Raw genomic sequence first — 19,042 nt, forward strand, 5'->3', positions numbered from 1 at the left:
AATGGTCGTCTGAATTTCGGTTGTGAGGTTCTTCCTGAGTGCTTAGATTCATTTTCAATCTATCGAGAGGATATGAATATGAACTTTGCAGAACGCCACTATCAGCATGAGCCTCTTCTTATCGCCAACGTCTGGGATGCCGCCAGTGCTGTCGCAGTGCAAAAAGCAGGCTACCAGGTTCTGGGAACGTCCAGTGCAGCTATAGCGTCCACACTGGGATATGACGACGGCCAGGGAATGCCGTTTGATGAGTTATTTTATATGGTCACCCGGATCCGGGCTGTCAGCAACCTGCCATTGAGCGTTGACATGGAAGCAGGGTATGGTGATTCAGCCGAAGAGATAGCAGACAATCTGCGGCGCCTTGCTCAGACAGGCGTCGCAGGCGTTAACCTCGAAGACAGCCGAGTCATAAACGGGGTTCGTCAGCTTGACGATGCCTCTGATTTTTCCCGTAACCTGAGAGCAGTGTGCAATATGCTGAGAAGGGAAGATTATCGTCTGTTTCTGAATATCCGGACTGACACGTACCTGCTCGGGCATGAAGATGCGTTGCAGGAGACGATATTACGGGGTCAACGCTATAAAGCTGCAGGTGCCGACGGCCTTTTTGTTCCCTGCCTGACGTCAGAGAAAGACATCAGCCTCATAGCAGAGGCAACGGGATTGCCCCTGAATGTCATGTGCATGCCCGATCTTCCGTCATTCGACAGGCTGAAACGGGCCGGGGCAAGCCGCATTTCAATGGGCAATTTTGTTCATTCAGCGATGCAGTCAACGCTGACTGATGTCATGCATGCGATCCGAGCGCGTCAGACGTTTGAAGGACTTTTTAGTGATGAAAATAACCGATAAGAATTTATGCGATATCTGGTATCAGGCATTACTTGAACGTGCTTCAGACTACACTGGCGTGTTTTTTGTTGGCGTCAAAACCACTGGCGTATTCTGCATTTCGGTATGCAGGGCGCGAAAGCCCAAACGCGAAAATGTCGAATTTTATAAAGATGCCAAATCTGCCCTGGCGGACGGCTTTCGTCCCTGTAAGGTCTGTAGGCCCGCTGAAAATGCGCACAGCGCGCCATTATTCGTTGAGCAGGCGCTTGCGCTTGTCAGGCGCGATATTAAATCCCGTGTAGCAGACGCGGAGCTTCGTCAGCATGGCATCAGCCCGGAGCGGGTAAGACGCTGGTTCCTGCAACATCACGGCATCACTTTTCAGGCTTTCCAGCGAATGCAGCGGGTGAACGTTGCCTTGCAGGAGCTGAAAAGCGGACGAGCGGCGACTGACGTTGCGCTGGACAATGGCTATGAATCCCTTAGCGGCTTTGGTTACACCTACAAGCGGCTTACTGGCGCAGCGCCGACTCAGGCAACCCAGGTGATAGTCATTCACCGGTTTACCACGACGCTTGGACCGATGTTTGTCTGCGCGACAGAGCAGGGTGTCTGTCTGCTGGAGTTTACCGATCGCCGGATGTTGGAAACTGAATTCCGCGATATTCAGCGTTTATTTAACGCCAGAATCGTCACCGGTGAAAACAACCATACCCGACAGACAGTAAAAGAGGTCGGCGAGTATTTTGCCGGAACGCGCCGACAGTTTGATCTCGCTTTAGATGCCCCGGGCAGTGATTTTCAACAATCCGTCTGGCATGCGTTGCGTGCTGTTCCCTATGGACAGACCTCACACTATCAGGCCATTTCACTACGGCTTAATAAGCCAAATGCTGTGCGCGCCGTCGCTGCCGCTAATGGTGCCAACCGGATTGCGATTGTGATTCCCTGTCACAGGATAATTGGAAAAGATGGCGCGATGACAGGTTATGGAGGGGGGATTTCACGCAAAGAATGGCTTATTGAGCATGAGAGAAATTATGTTTAATGGCGTGACATGTTGAGGTAATAAAAAGCCCGCAGGGCTTGCACCGTGCGGGCTTTCAGGACTTCATCAGACGCGGAGTCTGAATACTTCTCAGGAGCATTTATCCAGCTCAGCGGAAAGCCTTTTCATTCTGATAAATAGTGACTTCAGCTTACGTTTTCCGACGCCGGTGCGGCAGATATCGTTATGTACTTTTTCAGACCTGACTTCCGTTTAACCCCTTTGGGATCGGAAACAAAAGGAAGCCGCAAGCGAGGTGAATCGGACACTGTCAGTGTCCAGATATAATCCCCAATAAACCTGAAGTCCACGCTATCGTCAGTGACCTGGAGATCCGCAAAAGTTCCTGTCGAGTACTCATTGCCCAAACGAACAATTTCTTTAAGCCCGTCATGAACGTCAATAAGGGCAATTGTCAGGGATTCTTCAAAGATAATGTCATCCGTCAGAAACAGGATGTAACGCTGCTCATTAACCTGGACCGCTGCTTCAAGCACTTGCCCCGGTACAATAATGCCGGTGCTTTTACCATGGAGCACAATGTCAGATTGATCCTGGGATACGTCGGTAGCTTCGTGAACCTTAACCAATGCTATTGAATTAACCTGTTGCATAATCAATTCCACAAACGTCCCATTTCCCATGCAGCAAGAGCGCCGCCGACGAAGCCGCCGATAATGGTGTCAAGCGTGCCAGAAGTCGACTTTCCCCATTGAATGATAAAGCCGTCTGGCAATTTATGGTATCCATTGAAGCCTGAAGATGTGCAGAGTTGACTTGGTTTGCATTCTTTCCCTACGTTCCTTGTAGCGGCAATGCCTAAATCCAAATTTAGGATAATATTGTGGAGTATGTTCTGGACGATACCAAAGGCCATTATTAGGATTTATTTCGTCAGCTTAAACAGGGAAAGGCGATGGATAAGACCGAACAGTTAAACGGAACATACTTTTTTGAGGGAATGAGCATCGATAAAGAGGAGCTACTTTACTGGCTTATTCTGGATGAATTTAAAAAGCAGTTTAGTGATGTGATTGATTTGATGGCAATTGCTTCCATGTTAGTCAGCTTGCCGGTAATTCCTGTCAGTGGGAAGCTGGGGGCTGGCGCTGCAACCAGGGGAACAAGCCCGCTTTCTCTTGGCCTTCGTACGCTTATTCGACAGCGTTTTAAGCAGGGCCGTAGAACCATCACTTGGGCAAAACTCTTGCGTGGCGAATAGGCATACACAACCAGTATAGGGGCATACATCGGGAGATGGCTCCCTTGGGTTGGCGCCGTACTGACGGCCTATGACCTTGCCATGATCACCCATAACGTTATCCACCGTTATCAGCTTATCGTTGGGCCAGGAGAAAGGTAATGACAGACAAAGCCGCACTCGTCAGGGAACTCATTAAAAAACACTTCTGGGAAATGTCGGACGATACTTCTGTAAGTACAGGGAAACAAAGTGTACTGCCGGAAGATATGACTGATTTTCTTGAAGAATATTCAGAAAGTCTGGATGTGGATATGTCTGGCTTCGTCTTTAATCGTTACTTCCCAAACGAGGGGATTCGCTTCCTGCCAAATGCGATATTGCCCCGCTATCTTAGAACCGATCATCATGCGCCCGAGCCGTTGACAGTAAGTATGCTTATTGAATCGGCAAATGCAGGGCGTTGGCTTTTTTAAGGGTGACAAATGTCTTTTGAGTAATCAGGGGAAATACTTTTACTTTTGAGCTGGAACCAGTTGACTGTAAAAGTCGAAAAATACTGCCTAAAGCTGTCTTTTGCTGTTTTCCTGCAACTACAGACACAAAAAAGCCCGCAGGGCTTGCGCCATGCGGGCTTTCAGGACTTCATCGGATGACTCTGGTAATCACCGATGGAGAATTTTGGTGGGCTGGCGGAGTCTGAATAAATCTCTCAATGTATTAAATATAAAGGATTTTTCCGTATTCAACTTTCAGTTGTGTACCTAAACGTGTACCAATTATGAATTGTCATAGTAATACGATCCTTCTTTAGAAATGTGTCACCTTTTTCATGTGGTCTTTTTTTTAAACAATAAGCACAGAAAAAAAGTTTTTTTGCATTTAACTGTTCACACTGTTCACCTCAGTTATTTCTCATTTTATATCATGTGGTTAGGTGGTGATGAGTTGGAGAAGGGTGAACAGTCGACTCTTCACCTTTGTTCGTTTTGCTCGTTCTGGCTGCGCCCGGTCAGGCAATACACGGGGGGTATAAAAAGTTTTTTCCGGTTTTACTGTTCACACTGTTCACCTTTTCTTTTTTATCAATAATTTCAAAGTGATATAGGGTGAATATACGGTGATGGGTGAACAGTGGAGTGTTCACCTTATGACAATGGCCGGAAAGAAAAAGACCGGCTGTTGCCGGTCTGGAGTGGGTTAAGTCGCTGCAGGTTCGTCGCATTTCGGCAGCCAGTCGCCGTAGCTTTCCTCTTTCAGCGACAGATTGGTCTGTATCCCCAGCTTTGTGTGCCGCTTCTCATAATTCAGGCCGTACTCTTTCAGCATCATGGGCAGCCCCAGCCCGAACATTTTCAGGCTGAGCACGTTTCTGTACCCGTTGGCCTCCATATAGGCCAGATACGCGTGATAGAGATATTTACGGTAATTACGCGGGACAATGCTGGCATTGCCCATAAACATCCCGTTAGTCTGCGGCAGCATTTCCAGATAGCCGCAAAAATCAAACGTCGGGTCAGCATCGCGCTTGATGCTGAGCGCTTCATCGGAGTTCTGCTGTGACTGGAGCAGTCCGCGCGCTGCCATCGGGTCGCTGAACTTCTGCATGAGCTGGCGCACAATCACGGCCAGCTCGCGCGCAATTTTATCCCTGAGCTGCGGGTCGCGTTCCTCCGGGGCAATCTGCTCCGGGAAATGAATAATCACCCGGCGACGCGACACACCGCCACTGCGGTCGGTGAAGCGCATTGGGTTATTGTTCACGGCCAGAATCACCGCCGGGATATGCGTTGAGTACGGATTCTGGTATTTCGGGTCAACCGAGACCGCATCGCCGCCGGTGATGGCCTTCAGCCCTGCACCGTCACCGCTCCATTTTTCCTGGTCAGGCAGACGTATCAGCGAGAAGCCAATCAGGGATGCACGCTTGCGGGGGTCTTCCAGCGTATCAATATCGGCCGACGTGGCGTTATCCTCTCCGGCGAGCAGGGTCGCAATTTCGGCCAGAATACTTTTCCCGCTCCCGCCGGGACCGGTGACTTCGAGAAAGAGCTGCCAGTCGTAGCGGTTCGCCAGCACCATAAACAGCGCGGCCAGAATTACATCGCGTTTTTCTGGTCTGCTACCGGCAGCACGGTCGAGCCAGCGCCAGAAATTCGGGGCATGGGTCTCCAGCATTTCGCCTTCCACCGGCGGGGTAAAATCCACGTCGCACAGCGTGCGCAGCCAGTGCGATTTGTGGTGCGGGCTGAATATGCCGCTTTGGGTATCGAGTACCCCGTTGCGAAAGCCAATCAGACGGCGTGCCGGTGCGGCCTGCTGAGGAATAATCAGCTTCAGCGTCTCCACCACTGAGGTGATTCTCCCCGACGAGAACGGGGCACGCAGGCGCTGGAAAAGCCCGGCTACGTCGCGTTCGAAACTGGACGGCTGAACGACTTTCCATATCCCTGCTTCATAACGGGACAGGAGCTGGCCGTTCGCATCCACCGCCAGCGCTTCGCCGTAATGCTCATGCACCCGCAGAGCCTTGTCGCTGGCGCTCATGGCGGTAAATTCCGCCTCGCTCATGGTATCGAACGGACTTTGTACCGGTGGCCGGATGGCATCATAAATCGCTTTTCGGGTGGCCTCCCCGCCGTTCTGCATAAACGCATCATTCCAGTCACCGAACACCGGAGGCAGGGCGACAATGCCCTCACAGGCTTCTGCGGCCGCGGTGGCTTTTGTCTGGCCATCGCCGTTAAGGTCACGGTCAGCAGCGAGGACAATCTGACAGGCCGGGAGTTTCTGACGGGCAAGGCTCGCCAGAGAAAGGAGGTTCACGGACGACAGCGCCACCATGACGGTTTCTCCGGTCAGGTGATGTACGGTGAGCGCGGTCGCATAGCCCTCCGCAATCCACAGGCGTTTTCCGGCCTGTTTTTTCCCTTCGATGGTATGGCACGCCCCTTTTACCGCCCCGCCTTTCAGGGTGCGTTTGAGACCGTCAGAATTAATAAGCTGAAGGTTAACCAGTGTGCCGGTATCGTCATACAGCGGGACAACCATATCACCGGCGCGGAACGTCACGCCGCCGGTTTTATGTGTGGCCGTCAGCATGACACATTCATGACCGGGGAATCCCTTGCGGGTCAGATAAGCGTTGCCGCTGGCCGTGCGGGTTTTCTCCATCAGTCTGACGGCCAGCGCGGCCGCCGCTTTGCGGTCTGCTTCGGTTTCAGCCTCTGCGGCCGCAATCACTTCCGGGGCAACCGGCGGCAGGTTGCCGGTCACGGCGTTCACCTTTCCGGCAGCCTCTGATGCGTTCACGCCGAACACCTTTTCGACCAGCTTAAGCCCGTCACCCGCGCCGCACTGGTTACAGAACCACGTCCCGCGCCCCTCTTTATCATCAAAGCGGAAGCGGTCAGAGCCGCCGCACACCGGACAGGCCTGATGCCGGTTTTTAATGACCTTCACCCCCAGCGCCGGGAGAATGCGCGGCCAGTGGCCGCACGCCTGTTTTACGGTTTCCGTTACGTTCATTTTCATCGTTATTTTCTCCCTCAGTGCACAACAGGCGATTGAATGTGACGGGCGCAGAGTTCATCCATCACTGCGAGCCCGAGAAAGGACAGTGAGGGCGCGGCCTTGAGTGGTCCGGCTTCCATTAAATCTTCCAGCAGCGCACAGGCAATCTGGCGGCCTTTTTCCTCACCGTGCTGGCGCAGATAGAAGCCCTCCAGCTCGTCGGCGATGGCGCTTTCCAGCGCATCAAGGGTGAGGTGTTCGTAGCGGTGCTGACGCTCGCATACTGTCAGCCATGCACAGGCCACGGCGCGGCGATAGAGCGCGGCGCGTAATACGGGTGAAAGAGGCTTTTTCATATGTTGTCCTCCCCGGTCAGCCAGCGCTTTTTGCAGCGCTCGACCACGCCGTCGAGCTGGGCGGTCATGAGGTAAATCACGGAGGTGAGCTGCAACTGCTGCGCCGGGTCGCGACAAACGGAGGTTGAGTCCTGCACCTTCATCAGCTCGTCAACGAGCTGGCCGAGATTACGCATATGCTCAAGGCACTCGATATCATGAGGGGTGATAAGGGTCTGTTTCATGGTCGCACCTCCGCAACCGGCAGGCGGCCAGCGAACGACAGAACGTAGTCGCGAACGAGGGACAGGCGTGCGGCGTGTTCATCACCGGCAACGGTGCGAAGCATACAGATACGGGGTTTACGGTCTGCGCGACGAACGGCGGCAAACACAAAGACAAACTGCGGATGTGACGGGGTGAGGGTCGTAGCCATGATGGCAGCCTCCATTGAGTAGCGGTTAACGCCACCACCGGAGTTCTCACGCTCGGGTGGTAGCCCAGACGGGGGTGAGAAACCGGCCTCAATGGGTACCGGCCAGCCCGAAGGCTGCCCCGCCTGAGCCACCATTACGCAGATACAGCAACGGCTCAAGAACCGATGCGTAAACAACAGGTGCACATAGGCATAGACACAAAAAAAGACGCATGGCGCGTCCGGTGTCGCCACTGAGTAACTCGGGTTCTCACGCCCGGCTGCCGATTTTGCGACAGCGGGAAAACTATACCTGGAAACAGCGACAGGAAGCAAGCCAGAAAAAGGGGCTGTTTGCTGAACGGTCATCATCATGCGTCATAGCCCCGGTTACGCTCGGCAATGCGATCTGCCATCCATGCCGTGATTTCAGACTGCGCCCACGCCACGTTTTTTCCGCCGAGAGAGATTTGTTTCGGGAAAGCCTCCCGGCTGATGAGGTCGTAAATGGTCGACCGGGACAGACCGCAAAGATGCATCACTTCGGGCAGGCGGATAAAGCGTTCCTGAACGGCATCAGAGACCGGCATCATCGGGGCGGCAGGGGCAGAAGACGGGGAAGAAAAAGCGGTGTGCATCGGGCTACCTCATAAAGTCCATACTGTGCCGGTCGTGTCCGTCCGGCCTCGGGTAGCTCTCTATTTTGTGAATATTTATCCTCAGGGCAACAAGTCTTTTACGGACAATTTTGCATCCAGACCGTTGATTTATCGAATGTGGCAAACCCATGGCAACTGCTGGCAATCAGTGGCAATTGATGGAAAACCCATGATTACTTTTACTGATTAATACCTCCTGCATTGACCGGAATAAAATATAAAAGCCCCAAGATAAGCCAGAACGGCAGGTGAACAGTGGTGAACGGACGGTGAACAGTCAGACCTGCAACTGTTCACCCTTTAACTTACTGTATTATTTGTACTTTTATTTATTGTGAACAGTGGTGAACAGTTATCAGTAAAAAAACAAACGATGAGTAAGGTTTTGCTGAGACCTTTCTCTGGCAAGCCGAGTTTTGAGTGCTGTTTGTGCCAGAACTGCCACAACTGCAATGAATCGAGATGTTGTGTGATGAAGGGCAGAATCATTTCAGGTTGAACACACGGAGAGCCTGAACATGAAACCCGAAACAGTCATTACCGCCCTGCAGAATGCAGCCGCTCAACAGTCAGCAGAGAGCAGCCAGCGCATCACCGACAAGCTGAGCGCATTCACTGCGGCCAGAGACACCCACGCGGCCAGCATGCAGGAACTGAAAGAGATTGATACATCCATTGAACGCTGTAAGCAGGAGCGGCAGACCGCCCTCAGTGAGAGTGCAGAGGCGGAGCAGGACTGGCGCAGTCGCTTCCGCACCCTGCGCGGCAATCTCACCCCTGAAATGAAAGCTGAGCACAGCAAGCGTATCGCCAGTCGCGAGCTGGCCGACGAGTTCACCGGCCTGATTGCGGAGCTGGAAACTGACCGGACACGCGCCATGCTGAATGCCTGCTCGACCGCCAGTAAATACCTGTCAGCGCATGATGATGCCTTTACCACTTATGCCGGTGCGGAATGGGCTCAGGCTGTCAATGCGGTTCCCGTCGCCCTTATCCGCGCTTTCCTGCTGCGCATTCGTGCCCTCGAAATGCAGGGTGACAGTGCACCGCAGTCCGTGGTCATCAGTGAGCTGCGCGATGCGCTGAGCCGTCAGGGCAGCCTGTATCACTTCGATATGAAGCAGGAGCCGGTGTTGTCCGTGACGGGCATGCACCGGCCGCAGATTACTGACGTTGATACGGAGCTGTTACGCAGCCCGGCGAAGAGAATGATGCTCGCCAGAAAACTGGCTGAGAATGGCGAGACAAAAGCGGAGGTATAAGCATGTTTCACTGCCCGTTCTGCAAAACCAGTGCGCACGCCCGAACCAGTCGCTATCTGTCTGAGAACGTCAAACAGCGCTATCACCAGTGCGTGAACGTCGAGTGCTCGGCGACCTTCCGTACGCTTGAATCCGTTGACGGGATTATCCGTTCACCGGTTACTGAGCCGGTTATTCCTGTACCCGCACCGGCGGCCACCGTTAACCGTGCCGGTGCGTGAGCACGGCCAGACATCAGGAGAGATACACGTGACCACACTGACGCTACAGAAAGCCTTTGAGGCCTGTCAGGCAAATAAATCCGCCTGGCTGCAACGCCGTGATGAACTGAAGCAGGCCGAACAGGCATACCGCGAACAGCTTGCCGGTAACGGCCACAGCGGCCGGAGCCTGCAAACCCTGCGCGAAATTATCGACGTGAAAAAGTGGGAAATAAATCAGGCTGCCGGGCGTTATATTCGCTCGCATGAGGAGGTGCAGCGAATCAGCATCCGTAACCGTCTGAATGTTTTTATGCAGGCACATGGCGCGGAGCTGGCCGCCGCCCTTGCCCCGGAGCTGATGAATTATTCCGGGCAGCATTACGCCATTCAGCGCTGCGCCATGCAGCACTCACTCGACTATCTGCGTGAGGCGCTGCAGGTCTGGCTGGCCGCCGGTGAAAAAATTAATTATTCGGCGCAGGATAATGACATTTTAACGGCCATCGGATTCAGGCCTGACGCGGCTTCGCGCGATGATAATCGTGAAAAATTCACACCAGCACAGAACCTGAATTACACCCGCCGACGCGCAGAGCTGGCCGCGCAGTAGTCCTTTCAAAAATTACCGAAAATCCCGCCTTTTTCCCCTAAAAAAGCCATGCATGCATAAGGTGCATGGTTTTGCATGCGTTTTAGCGACACTGGATCCCCCGCCAGCGCCAGCACTGGCGCGCCCTGAGGCCGGTCATGCACCTGCATTAAATGCGCCCCCTTAAGCGGGCAGGCGGGGCGGGGAGAGCATTGCGCGCAATTGGCTATACCTTGCGTCATTGAGAATAGAATTCATATACTCTAAATACCCGCCATAGTTACCTTTGAACTTATTGACTATACGTTACACCATCAAAGAAGTTGTTCATTATATATTCTTCAATCATGCTTGCACCGATTAACCCGGATAATCCGAAAACATAGTTTAAAGTTTTAAGGTGGTCCAGAATGGTATGTAAAGTTAGTTCTTCATTGTCTAAGTCAAGATTTATAGCATCATCAATCTTTTTTGTAATCATGCGCGGTAGCCCATATTCTTCTAATTGATAAACAATTGGAGGGAGAAATGCGTTTGAAGTTTTATAGATAAATGGAGATATGTCTGTGTTTCTATTTGGGATTAGCTCGTTAAGCAATACATTTACATCATTCAGTAATGAAGATAATTTGAATGTAAGGTTTCTTTCTAATTCAAAGAGTTCATTTATCGTAATGTTGTGTTTTGAGAGTTTTCTTAATATTTCAGGGATGGTTAATTTCCAGTTATAACTTGCAATTTTAACATAAGAAACAAATTTATTATACTCAACTCCCCATCCGGCCGGTTTTAATTTAATTATTTTATATAAAAAATAATCCCAGCTTTCAGGGTTTTCAGAATTAAGGTAAGAAATGCTTAACCAATCGCTAGGATTCATTGATATATCCACAGCAATATCTCTGATTAGAAATGGATCATTAGATTTGAATGCACCTTCTGATTGTAATCTATTGAATGTTTCAAAGCCTAATAATGATTGCATTTCTTCTTTATAAGCTATGATGGCAGAAATTTGTTCTGGAGTTAGGTCGTTTTTAAACTCCGTCTCATCAATATCGCCGACAAGTGCATTGGGTATTGTAAGATCTAATTCGTTATCTTCTTCTTTTGGTGGCGGAGACAGTAAGTATATCTTGCCTACGAAGTGTTTGAACATTCTTCCGCTTCTGCCAATGATATTTTTATACATGAAGTCTTTCAGATTGCGGTTTCCATTTTTTGATTGCCATATGATTACGTTTTCTGCTGCTGTATTAACTCCCTCGACAATTGAAGAAGTTGATATTAAGTTTTTTAATCCGTTATTTTCTTCAAATAGTTTTATTTGAATTTGGCTGATTGAACGATGTAGTTGTCCATTATGAATGCCCGTTCCCTTTTCAATAATATCTGCAAGCATCCATTTTTGAGAATAATTCAATCTCAACCAATCAGAGAATTCTTTCAATAACTTAACCTCGCTTTTTTTATGATTATTGAGAATTGCCGCTGATATTTTATTGATGTTAGAATAAGTTCCAGCGTAAATTAAAGATTTTCCTGCTGTGTTTTCAAGGATATCTAAAAGAAATGAGGATTTTTTTTGAGGATCCTCATTTATTTGTTTTGATAGGTCATGTTTTTCTAAAAATACTGTGCTGAAATCCAATTTCAAAAATTCCATTCCTTTTGTGAAAGGATTGCTTTTCAATGTGCTAATGTTTGGAGCTAAAAAATATCGTTGCTTTGCAATTTTTGTGAACTTCATTATTGCTTTCAATAAAGCAGGTGCTCTTTCCTTGTCATGATTCTCACTTGCTTTATAAAATTCATCAATGATTAATAAGTCTAACTCATTAATTTTATCTAAGTAGCTAATTGCTCTTTCTTGTGGGAATATAAATATATTCTTTTGAGAAATGCTAACGTCAGCAGTTGTAATTATTTTATATTCAGCAGCAAATTTTTTATGCAACCTTCTTCGGGTCTCGTCTGTAAGAGATATTGTAGGGACAATAATCAGAACATTAGTCGGTTTGTTTAATGATATAAAAGCATCAATAATGAAGCTTTTCCCAAAACTTGTTGGTGCGCTTACAGCTAAGCTTTCACCATTTAATAATCTTTTTAATATTAAGGATTGCTCTCTGTGTAAAGTGATTGGAGTGTTTAAACCAACTTCAACTTTGAATAAATCATAGATTAATCGTTCATTCCAATCTGCTGTTTCAGCCTGAATGTAAGGATACAACCCTGTGCATCTGATGAGATGATTAACTAAAGGCGTATAATGGATTTTATGTTTTTTATGATAATCTAAAAGAAGGATTAAACTATTCCTGGCTTCATCCTCCTTATCTGAGTTGATAAGGTCGTTTATTTCTTTGCATTTTGAAAATACATGCGCCACATGTTCGCCATCATTGTCAGTAGCACTGGTAATCTCATTGTTCATATTACTGTTCCTTGTGAAAACGAACTGTTTCAACAAACTTATTAATTATTTGTTCTTTCTTTGGAATAGGGAAAAGGATTAGGTGAAACTTTATCTTATCATAATCATGGATGTTTTTTATTTTTATTTGGTGTTTTTTAAAAAAAGACTGAGCTCTTTCTTTATGGAGTTCTATAATTGATGACTTATATTCAGGGGAAAGAGACGAGGCGTTTTCTGTTATAGGGCATTCATGTAAAATGAAAATAGGGATATTGAGTATTGGCTTAATATTATCAATTGAGTTTTTAGATGACAAGGAATACATTATTTTAGATCTTAGTTCATCATTTTTTACCAAGCTAACTAGATCTTTAGTGTTTGTTATTATACTATTTTCTTTCTTTATTTTGTCTGTTGAAATGGAATTGTTAACTGATGTGATTATTGAATCGAATCGGTCATCTTCAATACTATTGTAAAATTTTGCTTCACCGAACCATAACGTAAAGTTGTTGTCATCTTCTATAACAATATGTACGCTGTCTGCACCCTTGGCATTATCTTGAGTGTTCTGTTTATAAAATATTTTAGGTACAACAGGTAGCGCTTTAAAGTGGTGTTTCATAATGCCATATAAAAAAATCTCAGCGAGCTCGCTTCCTTTGCTAATATCTTTTTCACTATCTGTAAGTCTAAGGTTCTGTGCTGCTTTAGCTAGAGATGTGCTAGGGCCACCTATATATGCTTCCCTTTCCTGATTCGATAGAGCGGTTTCTAATATATTATCCCATATAAATCGGTGGAATTTTTGATGGCGCCATTTGCCGTCTTCAAAATCATTTGTCATAGAAATAAGTTTGTTATTTTTATTGATTGTATTAATGCTATCATTAAAGAGTGTCGATAGGCTTTGGTCTATAAGAATATCAAAATCCATTATATTCCTCATTATTCCGTTACTACTAGGCGTGGACTTATGAGCAACCCCTCATCCTAGCGACTTATTCGATATGTAAGCAAAGATAGTATTTCTTTATGATAAAAAAAACTGTAAATAAAAACATGTGTATTTATACATGTTTTTCTGGAGGCTTAAATTTTATCGTTGAACTAGTTCACCCCACCAATTCATTAAAGCAATACGTTTTTCTAGATAGGTAGAGCGGTTATAAGCCCTCCTAACTTCATTTTTATCGCAATGCGCTAATGCTGACTCAATTACATCAGCATTAAATCCATGTTCATTGAGTGCTGTACTGGCAATTGAGCGTAAACCATGAGCCACCAACTTTCCACCATATCCAATTCTCTTAAGTGCTGCATTGGCAGTTTGGCTATTCATTGGACGCTTAGGATCGTTGCGACTTGGAAAAACGTATTCGCGATGCTCACTTATAGATTTCATGATCTCTAAGATTCCTAGCGCCTGCGGTGATAAAGGAACAATGTGTTCACGCTTAGCCTTCATTCGTTCGGCGGGAATCGCCCAGAGTTTGGCATCGAGATCGATCTCGACCCACCGAGCACCAGAAGCCTCAGAAGGGCGCACTAGGGTCAGAAGCTGCCACTCAATAAGACAACGAGTCGTAACAGACAGGTTTGACATGACCAGAGAACGCATCAGCTTAGGTAATTCTTCTGGTCGTAGCGTGGGCATATTCTGCTTTTTGGGTTTCTCAAATGCCATTCCAACACCTGATGCCGGGTTAGCATCAATCAGGCCAGTGTTGACTGCGTAAATCATTATTTCGTTAATGCGCTGGACCAAGCGACGAACAGTCTCTAATGCGCCGCGTGCTTTGATCGGTTCCAATGCTTCAACTATCGTTCTGGCCTTAATCTCCTGAACGGGTATCGCACCGATTGCCGGGAACACGTCTTTATCCAAAGAACGCCAAATATCCTTTGCATAATCCTTTGTGACACTTTTGCTTTTAATCTGGAACCAGTTAGCAGCCACTGTTGAGAAAATGCTGTCTAACTCAATCTGGCGTTGTTCTGACGCTTGTTCCTGTTGCTGTTGTGGATCCATGCCTTGCGCGAGCGTGGTTAAGTGCTGGTCGCGTATCTGACGAGCTGCTGCGAGTGTAAGGGCAGGGTATGAGCCGAGACTCAAATTTGTGCGGCTGCTGCTTCCCGGTCGTTGATAACGGAAGCGCCAGAGTTTTTTACCGGAGGTTTTGACGAGCAAGAACAGGCCATCACCATCATGCAGAGTGAAGTCTTTTTCGCGGGGTTTCGCTTTCAGGATTTCGTTGTTAGTGAGGGGGCGTGTAATGCGCGCCATGTCTGGATCCCTTCCATAATTGGTACACGTTTAATGGACCACAGTATAGCGTGTACCTAAACGTGTACCAATTTTATCTGGATTTAGCCGGATGTTCTCGGACAACAACAGACACAAAAAAGCCCGCAGAGCTTGTGCCATGCGGGCTTTCTGTACTTCACCGGACGTATCCGGATCATGATTTGGTGGAGCTGGCGGGAGTTGAACCCGCGTCCGAAATTTCTACATCCTCGGTACTACATGCTTAGTTTGTCTTTACATTCGCACGCCAGCTGCGGACAGACACGCCACTAACGAACTAGCCTGATTAGTTTTAACGCTTCAACCCCAGGCAGGGCTTCCACGCGATCTCTTTTGGGTTTGACCTCTCTTTGATCCCCGTCTTAAGAGCGGAAGCTAGGGAGAGAGGGCTCAGAGCAGGTTATTAAGCTGCTAAAGCGTAGTTTTCGTCGTTTGCGACTATTTTTTTGCGGCTTTTAACGAGGCAAACCGCCCCTCGGCATGCACCTTGGGTTTCGCAAATCCCGTCGAATCCAGAATCAGCCCCAATAGTGTTGAACTAAGTATACCAGATTTCACTTCCTGGATACCAGCCCGGAACGCTAACTTATTGAATAGTACAATAAGTGTGCAGAATCAACGTCCTGCGTTTTTCATGATGCGTGCTTTGTCGAGCTGCCATTCGCGCTCTTTCAGGTCAGTACGTTTGTCGTGCTGTTTTTTACCCTTCGCGACGCCAACTTTCACTTTGCACCAGGCGTTTTTCCAGTACAGCGACAGGGCGACCACGGTGAAACCTTCACGGTTAATGCGTCCGTAGAGGGATTCCAGCTCACGCTTGTTCAGCAGCAGCTTGCGGGTGCGCGTAGGGTCACACACGTAGTGTGAGGAGGCGACGGTCAGCGGCGTAAAGTTCGCGCCGAACAGGAAGGCTTCGCCATCTTTCAGGATCACGTAGCTATCGCCGATGTTGGCTTTCCCGGCGCGCAGCGATTTTACTTCCCAGCCCTGCAACGCAAGGCCAGCTTCGAATTCTTCTTCAATGAAATACTCGTGGCGAGCACGCTTGTTGAGCGCAATGGTCGCCGAGCCTGGTTTATGTGCTTTTTTCTTCGTCATAAGTGTCGTAAAGCCGTCGGTAATCTGATTTCAAAAAGTCACCTCATTGCGTCCTGTGAGGTCTAACGCGCTATCTTAGCACGAGATGAGGCTTAGCGTTTTTTTAACAGGTGATAAATGTTATTATTTGTCCGTTGTGTGACCATGGGAAATGCTATGCCTCAGATTAGCCGTACTGCGCTTGTGCCTTACAGCGCGGAACAAATGTATCAGTTAGTGAACGATGTTCAGTCTTATCCAGAATTTATTCCGGGATGCACCGGGAGCCGCGTTCTGGAGTCCGGCCCGACGCAGATGACTGCGGCGGTGGACGTCTCCAAAGCGGGGATCAGCAAGACGTTCACCACCCGCAATACGCTGACCAGCAATCAGAGTATTTTGATGCATCTGGTAGATGGTCCGTTTAAAACCCTGATGGGAGGCTGGAAGTTTACGCCGCTGAGCGCTGACGCCTGCCGCATCGAGTTCCAGCTGGACTTTGAATTTACCAATAAGCTGATTGAGCTGGCGTTTGGCCGCATCTTTAAAGAGCTGGCGTCCAATATGGTTCAGGCGTTCACCACCCGCGCCAAAGAGGTTTACAGTGTCGCATAAGATTGCTGTAGAAGTGGTGTACGCGCTGCCGGAGAAGCAGTACCTGCAGCGCGTGACGCTGGAAGAGGGGGCAACCGTTGAGGCGGCTATCCGCGCGTCCGGCATCCTTGAGCTTCGCAGCGATATCGACCTGGCGAAAAATAAGGTCGGGATTTACAGCCGTCCGGTAAAGCTGGGTGATGTGCTGAAAGAGGGCGATCGGGTGGAGATTTATCGTCCGCTGATTGCCGACCCGAAAGAGCTGCGTCGTCAGCGTGCGGAGAAGGCAGGTAAGTAGCGTGTTTTCCCCTCACCCTGACCCTCTCCCCAAAGGGGCGAGGGGATAAAAGAAATACAAAAAAGGTGCTCAATGAGCACCTTTTTGCTTTTCTGACACCGGATTATTTGGTCAGGGCAGGCTTGTTGTCGATGTTGGTCAACACACCGGCGCTGCTGAAGGTCAGCGTCAGGGTCTGCTGGGTCGCATCTTCGTGGCCCGGCTTCTGACGGAATACATAGAACCAAGTGTTAGTGCCGAACGGATCGGACATCATCGGGGTTCCCAGTGTATAAGCGACCTGCTGTTGTGTCATCCCCACGCGGATTTTGGACACATCGTTAGGGGTAAGGTAGTTCCCCTGGTTGATGTCAGGACGGTAAACCACTTTCTCCAGAGTGGAACAGCCTGCGGTCAACATCAGAAGAACCGCTGCAGCAGCGGTCAGCATTTTACAACGCATAGTGATTTGATTCCTTTTCGGGCCCGAGCAGAACGCGGCTCATATGTAATATGCCGATGATAATAGACCTTGCCCCACTTTGAAACCGGTCTGGCGGCGTTTTTGTTGTTCTGTATGACCCTGAGATCCCGAAAAAGTTTATGCCGCCAGCAGTTCTTTCGCGTTCGCGAGCGTGTTACGCGTGACTTCGCTGCCGCCGAGCAGGCGTGCCAGCTCCTGCAGGCGCGCACGTTTATCCAGCGGCTTCATGTGTGTTTCAGTCATTTCACCGTCGGTTTCTTTACTGACGATAAAGTGATGATGACCACAGCCCGCGACCTGCGGCAGGTGGGTGACACACATCACCTGCGTTGATTCGCCGAGCTGGCGCAGCAGTTTACCCACCACCGCCGCCGTTGGGCCGCTGATGCCGACATCCACTTCATCGAAAATCAGCGCCGGGGTTTCCATTTTACGCGCGGTAATCACCTGAATCGCCAGCGCAATACGCGACAGTTCACCGCCGGAGGCCACTTTGGAGATAGCCTGCAGCGGCTGCCCCGGGTTGGTAGTGACGCGGAACTCGATGCGGTCCGCACCTTCCGCCGTCAGGTGGTTCTCTTCAAAGCGGACATCAATGGTGAATACACCGTGCGGCATCGCCAGCGTGTGCATGCTGTCGGTGATGTGCTGGCTTAGCTCCTGGGCGTAATGCTGACGGATTTCATGCAGCTTTTGCGCTGTCGCCAGGGCCTGTTCATGGTGCAGGTTCACCGCCAGAGAGAGGGTTTCCTGCGAGTCAGCCTGATCGTCAAGCTGCTGCTGCTCTTCCAGCAGAGACTGATAGTAGCCCGGCAGCTCTTCCGGCGTGACGTGGTGCTTGCGCGCCAGTGAAATCTGACGGGAGATACGCTGCTCCAGCTCAAACAGACGGTTCGGGTCGAGATCCAGACGTTCACAGTAGTGGCGCAGTTCGTCACTGGCTTCGGAGATCTGAATAGCCGCTTCTTCCAGCATATCCAGAACGCCTGAAAGCTTGCTGTCCATGCCGACCAGTTCGGTAATCAACTGGCGGACGTTATACAGCTGTCCTTGCAGGTTTACGTCTTCGCCATCCGCCAGCAGGTTAAGCGCATTCTGGCTGGTTGAGAGCAGGTGACCGCTGTTCGCCAGGCGTTTGTACTCTTCGTCGATTTGCTCAAACTCACCCGGCTGTGGGTTGAATTCGTTCAGCTCTTTAAGCTGGTACGCCAGCAGCTCCGCACGTGCGGCGCGCTCCTGGCTTTGCTGCTGATGCTGGGCAAGTTCACGGCAGCTCTGATGCCACTGGCGATAGTGTTCCGCCATAAGCTGAGTAAGCGCGTACTCACCCGCATAGCCATCCAGCAGCGCTTTCTGCTGTTCGGGTCTGACGAGTTGCTGATGCGCGTGCTGACCGTGGATCTGGATAAGCAGCTGGCCGAGTTCACGGAGCTGGGAAAGGGGGACCGCCGTGCCGTTGATAAAACCGCGGGAACGACCGTCGCTGCTGATGACGCGGCGGAGTAAACACTCACGTCCATCTTCGAGCTGGTTCTGCTCCAGCCAGCGCTGGGCGGCAGGGGTGTCTTTCAGGGAGAAACGGGCGCACAGGTCGGCACGGTTGGCGCCCATGCGCACCATATCGCCCTCTGCGCGGCCGCCAAGGCACAAGCCGAGGGCATCAATGGCAATGGATTTACCTGCACCGGTTTCCCCGGTGATCGCCGTCATGCCGCTGTGGAAATCGATCTCAAGCTCACGAACAATGGCAAAGTTGCTGATGGTCAGTTGTGCCAGCATAATTGTTTTCCTGTATGAAAAACCATAACTGTGTTTTCATAC

General features: G+C 49.5%; 21 protein-coding genes, 1 other RNA gene and 1 pseudogene. 9 read left to right on the forward strand and 14 right to left on the reverse strand.

Features of this window, described 5'->3' with window-relative positions:
- Positions 1 to 78 precede the first annotated feature (78 nt).
- Together AC0TOY_RS18605 and AC0TOY_RS18610 are read left to right on the forward strand one after the other, a co-directional pair.
- Complete coding sequence (locus AC0TOY_RS18605; protein WP_473722328.1) at positions 79 to 855, forward strand: isocitrate lyase/PEP mutase family protein; 777 nt, start codon at positions 79 to 81, stop codon at positions 853 to 855.
- The gene (locus tag AC0TOY_RS18610) at positions 839 to 1,885 is read left to right on the forward strand and encodes a bifunctional transcriptional activator/DNA repair enzyme AdaA (RefSeq protein WP_473722329.1); all 1,047 of its coding nucleotides are present in this window, start codon (positions 839 to 841) and stop codon (positions 1,883 to 1,885) included. The genes AC0TOY_RS18605 and AC0TOY_RS18610 overlap by 17 nt, the downstream gene beginning before the upstream one ends.
- 146 nt (positions 1,886 to 2,031) lie before the next feature.
- Here AC0TOY_RS18610 and AC0TOY_RS18615 read toward each other — a convergent pair whose 3' ends face one another.
- On the reverse strand, positions 2,032 to 2,499 hold the full coding sequence (locus AC0TOY_RS18615; protein ID WP_473722330.1) for a hypothetical protein: 468 nt from the start codon (positions 2,497 to 2,499) through the stop codon (positions 2,032 to 2,034).
- A gap of 2 nt (positions 2,500 to 2,501) precedes the next feature.
- Positions 2,502 to 2,762 carry a hypothetical protein gene (locus AC0TOY_RS18620; protein ID WP_024908329.1) on the reverse strand — a complete coding sequence of 87 codons (261 nt, stop codon included), beginning with the start codon at positions 2,760 to 2,762 and terminating at the stop codon, positions 2,502 to 2,504.
- A 39-nt stretch (positions 2,763 to 2,801) separates the two neighbouring features.
- Here AC0TOY_RS18620 and AC0TOY_RS18625 point away from each other — a divergent pair.
- Both AC0TOY_RS18625 and AC0TOY_RS18630 read left to right on the forward strand, forming a co-directional pair.
- A pseudogene (locus tag AC0TOY_RS18625) lies at positions 2,802 to 3,248 on the forward strand (STM2901 family protein).
- Positions 3,248 to 3,562 carry a DUF1493 family protein gene (locus AC0TOY_RS18630; protein ID WP_095450548.1) on the forward strand — a complete coding sequence of 105 codons (315 nt, stop codon included), beginning with the start codon at positions 3,248 to 3,250 and terminating at the stop codon, positions 3,560 to 3,562. Before AC0TOY_RS18625 ends, AC0TOY_RS18630 begins: the two are co-directional and overlap by 1 nt.
- A 724-nt stretch (positions 3,563 to 4,286) precedes the next feature.
- Here the strand turns inward: AC0TOY_RS18630 and AC0TOY_RS18635 are convergent.
- Genes AC0TOY_RS18635 through AC0TOY_RS18655 form a run of 5 tightly spaced genes read right to left on the reverse strand, consistent with a single transcriptional unit; the run spans position 4,287 to position 7,987 of the window.
- Positions 4,287 to 6,620, reverse strand: coding sequence for a primase-helicase zinc-binding domain-containing protein (locus AC0TOY_RS18635; protein ID WP_473722332.1), 2,334 nt, complete (start codon positions 6,618 to 6,620; stop codon positions 4,287 to 4,289).
- A gap of 14 nt (positions 6,621 to 6,634) precedes the next feature.
- Positions 6,635 to 6,955, reverse strand: a complete 321-nt coding sequence (locus AC0TOY_RS18640) for a DUF5375 domain-containing protein (RefSeq protein ID WP_473722333.1) — start codon at positions 6,953 to 6,955, stop codon at positions 6,635 to 6,637.
- Positions 6,952 to 7,179, reverse strand: coding sequence for a hypothetical protein (locus AC0TOY_RS18645; protein WP_473722334.1), 228 nt, complete (start codon positions 7,177 to 7,179; stop codon positions 6,952 to 6,954). Before AC0TOY_RS18645 ends, AC0TOY_RS18640 begins: the two co-directional genes overlap by 4 nt.
- On the reverse strand, positions 7,176 to 7,724 hold the full coding sequence (locus tag AC0TOY_RS18650; protein WP_473722335.1) for a host cell division inhibitor Icd-like protein: 549 nt from the start codon (positions 7,722 to 7,724) through the stop codon (positions 7,176 to 7,178). The genes AC0TOY_RS18645 and AC0TOY_RS18650 overlap by 4 nt, the downstream gene beginning before the upstream one ends.
- Entirely contained in the window at positions 7,721 to 7,987 is a 267-nt protein-coding gene (locus AC0TOY_RS18655) for a helix-turn-helix transcriptional regulator (protein WP_032983267.1), read from the reverse strand. Before AC0TOY_RS18655 ends, AC0TOY_RS18650 begins: the two co-directional genes overlap by 4 nt.
- Before the next feature lie 539 nt (positions 7,988 to 8,526).
- On the opposite strand from AC0TOY_RS18655, the gene AC0TOY_RS18660 reads away from it, so the two are divergent.
- From AC0TOY_RS18660 to AC0TOY_RS18670, 3 genes are read left to right on the forward strand one after another with little or no spacing between them, the layout of a single operon-like run.
- Entirely contained in the window at positions 8,527 to 9,270 is a 744-nt protein-coding gene (locus AC0TOY_RS18660) for a capsid protein (RefSeq protein WP_473722337.1), read from the forward strand.
- A gap of 2 nt (positions 9,271 to 9,272) precedes the next feature.
- On the forward strand, positions 9,273 to 9,491 hold the full coding sequence (locus tag AC0TOY_RS18665; protein ID WP_014830132.1) for an ogr/Delta-like zinc finger family protein: 219 nt from the start codon (positions 9,273 to 9,275) through the stop codon (positions 9,489 to 9,491).
- A 28-nt stretch (positions 9,492 to 9,519) separates the two neighbouring features.
- Positions 9,520 to 10,083: a phage polarity suppression protein gene (locus tag AC0TOY_RS18670; protein ID WP_473722338.1), complete on the forward strand. Its 564-nt coding sequence runs from the start codon at positions 9,520 to 9,522 to the stop codon at positions 10,081 to 10,083.
- A gap of 271 nt (positions 10,084 to 10,354) precedes the next feature.
- Here AC0TOY_RS18670 and AC0TOY_RS18675 read toward each other — a convergent pair whose 3' ends face one another.
- The 5 genes from AC0TOY_RS18675 to smpB all read right to left on the reverse strand — a co-directional run bounded on the left by AC0TOY_RS18675 (position 10,355) and on the right by smpB (position 15,887).
- On the reverse strand, positions 10,355 to 12,499 hold the full coding sequence (locus AC0TOY_RS18675; RefSeq protein ID WP_473722339.1) for a DEAD/DEAH box helicase: 2,145 nt from the start codon (positions 12,497 to 12,499) through the stop codon (positions 10,355 to 10,357).
- 1 nt (position 12,500) lies between these two features.
- On the reverse strand, positions 12,501 to 13,418 hold the full coding sequence (locus AC0TOY_RS18680) for a HamA C-terminal domain-containing protein (RefSeq protein WP_473722340.1): 918 nt from the start codon (positions 13,416 to 13,418) through the stop codon (positions 12,501 to 12,503).
- 162 nt (positions 13,419 to 13,580) lie between these two features.
- A complete protein-coding gene (locus tag AC0TOY_RS18685) occupies positions 13,581 to 14,768 on the reverse strand; it encodes an integrase domain-containing protein (RefSeq protein WP_473722341.1) in 1,188 nt (395 codons plus the stop codon).
- Between the two features lie 183 nt (positions 14,769 to 14,951).
- Positions 14,952 to 15,315: a transfer-messenger RNA gene (ssrA, locus tag AC0TOY_RS18690) on the reverse strand.
- 89 nt (positions 15,316 to 15,404) lie between these two features.
- A complete protein-coding gene (gene smpB / locus AC0TOY_RS18695; RefSeq protein ID WP_008502505.1) occupies positions 15,405 to 15,887 on the reverse strand; it encodes an SsrA-binding protein SmpB in 483 nt (160 codons plus the stop codon).
- Between the two features lie 156 nt (positions 15,888 to 16,043).
- On the opposite strand from smpB, the gene AC0TOY_RS18700 reads away from it, so the two are divergent.
- A complete protein-coding gene (locus AC0TOY_RS18700) occupies positions 16,044 to 16,481 on the forward strand; it encodes a type II toxin-antitoxin system RatA family toxin (protein WP_024908332.1) in 438 nt (145 codons plus the stop codon).
- On the forward strand, positions 16,471 to 16,758 hold the full coding sequence (locus tag AC0TOY_RS18705; RefSeq protein ID WP_023308884.1) for an RnfH family protein: 288 nt from the start codon (positions 16,471 to 16,473) through the stop codon (positions 16,756 to 16,758). The genes AC0TOY_RS18700 and AC0TOY_RS18705 overlap by 11 nt, the downstream gene beginning before the upstream one ends.
- Positions 16,759 to 16,861: 103 nt before the next feature.
- Here AC0TOY_RS18705 and bamE read toward each other — a convergent pair whose 3' ends face one another.
- Together bamE and recN are read right to left on the reverse strand one after the other, a co-directional pair.
- The gene (gene bamE / locus AC0TOY_RS18710) at positions 16,862 to 17,200 is read right to left on the reverse strand and encodes an outer membrane protein assembly factor BamE (RefSeq protein ID WP_023308883.1); all 339 of its coding nucleotides are present in this window, start codon (positions 17,198 to 17,200) and stop codon (positions 16,862 to 16,864) included.
- A gap of 138 nt (positions 17,201 to 17,338) precedes the next feature.
- A complete protein-coding gene (gene recN / locus AC0TOY_RS18715; protein WP_473722342.1) occupies positions 17,339 to 19,000 on the reverse strand; it encodes a DNA repair protein RecN in 1,662 nt (553 codons plus the stop codon).
- Positions 19,001 to 19,042 lie beyond the last annotated feature (42 nt).

It is taken from the genome of Enterobacter sp. PL_is379 (assembly GCF_055817355.1).